This window comes from Burkholderia sp. LMG 13014 (assembly GCF_905232215.1).
Classification (GTDB): Bacteria; Pseudomonadota; Gammaproteobacteria; order Burkholderiales; family Burkholderiaceae; genus Burkholderia.
The window spans coordinates 1-2,564 of record NZ_CAJNKE010000738.1 but is presented as its reverse complement, the minus strand read 5'-3'; the positions used below and the strand labels follow the sequence as shown (position 1 = coordinate 2,564).

General features: G+C 66.0%; 4 protein-coding genes. All 4 read right to left on the bottom strand.

Going from position 1 to position 2,564, the window contains the following annotated elements; translation table 11 throughout:
* Nucleotides 1-200 (bottom strand): NTP transferase domain-containing protein (locus JYJ84_RS33865; protein ID WP_205190075.1); only part of this gene is annotated, 200 nt, incomplete at its 3' end.
* A gap of 103 nt (nt 201-303) precedes the next feature.
* Nucleotides 304-984, bottom strand: a complete 681-nt coding sequence (locus JYJ84_RS33860) for a M15 family metallopeptidase (RefSeq protein ID WP_236027630.1) — start codon at nt 982-984, stop codon at nt 304-306.
* A gap of 310 nt (nt 985-1,294) precedes the next feature.
* Entirely contained in the window at nt 1,295-1,978 is a 684-nt protein-coding gene (locus JYJ84_RS33855; protein WP_175220194.1) for a Fe2+-dependent dioxygenase, read from the bottom strand.
* A partial coding sequence (locus JYJ84_RS33850; RefSeq protein WP_205190074.1) for a tetratricopeptide repeat protein occupies nt 1,975-2,564 on the bottom strand: 590 nt, incomplete at its 5' end. The genes JYJ84_RS33850 and JYJ84_RS33855, both read right to left, overlap by 4 nt.

Sequence of the window (2,564 nt, the reverse complement as noted above, 5' to 3'; positions counted from 1 at the left end):
ATCGCGAGTTTTTCGGCGCCGGGACGCACGACGGCGATCACGTCGGCCGTGACTGCCGCGAGATGGCGGGCGGCCGCGACCGCAACCGGCGTGCCGTCGGGAAGCAGCGCGAGCAGCTTGCTTTGCAGGCCACTTGGGTCGAAGCGTTGACCGAGGCCGCCGGCGAGGAGGACGCCGGTGGCGAATGACGCATAGGACATCGGCGCGGGGGAGAGTGAAGCAGGTGCTGCGATTGTGCGGGAGCGGGCAGGGATCGACAAGTGAGGATGTTACCGAGACCCACTCGTTTCGTCGGAAAGAATGTCAGCACGCCGCTTCGTCGAGCATGTCTTCCTCGACGGGGCCGTAGATCGCGTGCGATTGATCGTGCATGACGGCCCAATAGCGGTCGCCGAACGACCAATGCCACCATTCCGACGGGTAATTCGTGAAGCCGGCGCCCGTCAGCGCGGCGATTAGCACCTGGCGGTTGCGGGCGGCCGCGCGGCTGATGAACGGGTTGTGCGTGTAGCACGCGCCGGATGATTCCTGGTTGGTGGCGTCGAGCACGCAGCCCATGTCGAGCTCGATGCCGTCCGGCGAGATCAGTGTGAGGTCGACGGCTGCGCCCGTCGGATGGGCGGCGACTTCCGGCGGTGCGACGTAGTGGCTCGAGAGTGCGACCAATGTGTGTTCGTCCGGCAGCGGATTCAGCGTCCGGCGCAGGTGCGCGAGATGCTTGGTGAAGTAGTGACGCTGCAGGGCGAGTGGACGATAACCTTCCTTCACGTACAGGCGCAGATTGTCGGGCAGCGCGTGCGCGGCGGCGATCAGCCGTTCCGCCACGCCACGACGCACTTTCAGGAAATGCGGGCTCTTGTTTGCGACGTCGTCGGGGTTCGGAACGACGGCGATGCGGTCATGGAAGCCTGCGAGATCGACAAACCCTTCGTGCGACTCCAGCAGGGCAATCGACCGGACAACGGGATCGGAGAGCGATATCACGATAGCGGACGAGGTGGCGCGATGACGGTTGCGGGCGACGAGCCGGTGCCGAGGCTGGCCGGCCGAGGTGCTTTTTGTCAGACGAATCGCCAATATGCCAGAGTCCGGCGGAGGAGGTGTTGCGGTTTTCGCTGCGGGAGCGTGAGCGGCTTATCCTGGCGTATCGATGTACGTGTCTGCGTGGACGCCTTCGTTTCGCGTGTCGCGTTGCGGCGCTTCCCAACCGCTTTCCTTGATTGGATCGACGGGATCGTCGTAGCGCAAGACTGAGCCGCGCAATACGTCCAGCGGTTGGATTGCATTCCGATGGCTACGCATCCGCCCACTTTCTCAACAGGTTGTGATAAATCCCCGTCAACGCAATGACCATCGGATCCTTCGCGCCTTTCTCGGCGGACAGCGCCTGAATCTGCGTATCGAGCTGGAACAGCAGCGTGCGGTCGGCGTCGTCGCGCACCATGCTCTGGATCCAGAAGAACGACGCGACGCGCTCGCCGCGCGTCACGGGCGTCACGTGATGCAGGCTCGACGCCGGATACAGCACGAGGTCGCCCGCCGGCAGCTTCGCGCGATGCGTGCCGTACGTATCCTCGATACACAGCTCGCCACCGTCGTATGCATCGGGTTCTTCGAGAAACAGCGTCGCCGACAGGTCGCTGCGCACGCGGAAATCCGTGCCGCGCAGCAGCCGGATCGCGTTGTCGACGTGCGTGCCGAACGTCTCGCCGCCTTCGTAGCGATTGAACAGCGGCGGAAACACCTTGAGCGGCAGCGCCGCCGAAAAGAATAGCGGATGGCGTGCGAGCGCGTCCTGGATCGCGTCGCCCACCGCGCGTGCGGCCGGCGCGCCTTCCGGCAATTGCCGGTTGCGTTTCGCGAGCGCCGACTGCGTGCCGGACGTCGCATTGCCGTCGACCCATTCGGCAGCATCGAGCAGCTCGCGACATTGCGCGACCTGCGCTTTCGTCAGTACGCCGGGGATATGAAGCATCATGATGCGGATTCCATGCAGTGCGGCTGCGGGTGTGGCTGTGGTGGCAACTGCAGCGCCGCCGCACGAAACGCGTCGATCGGTGACGACGCGAGATACGCGTGCATCTTCGCGACGAACGCGGGGGTAGCGGTGGCCGGCACGCGCGCGAGCCACGCGAGTGCTTCGTCGATCTGCCCGCGCTCGGCGAGCAGCCGCGCAAGGTTGAACTGGCCGCGGAAGTCGCCGGCCACGGCGGCGCGGCGATAGTGGTCGAACGCGGCGTCGGGGTCGACCGGTACGACCCAGCCGTCCTCGTAGAAGCCGCCGATCAGGTTGATCGATTTCGCATGGCCGAGCGCGGCCGCGCGCTGGAACCAGTCGAGCGCATCGGCGCGATTCTCGTCGACACCGTTGCCGAGCGCGAGCGCCGTCGCGTAGTTGTACATGCCCCAGTCGAGCCCCGCCTGCGCGGCGAGCCGGTACCAGTACACGGCGACCGGTGCGCACGCGGCCGTGCCCCAGCCGAACTCGTAGCAGCGGCCGAGCATGTTCATCGCCATCGCGTGGCCGGCGCGCGCCGCGTGCCGGAACCAGTTGAACGCGGCCG

Excerpts from the sequence above, each read along its gene's own strand:
- JYJ84_RS33855 (WP_175220194.1), bottom strand. The coding sequence starts at position 1,978 with ATGATGCTTCATATCCCCGGCGTACTGACGAAAGCGCAGGTCGCGCAA.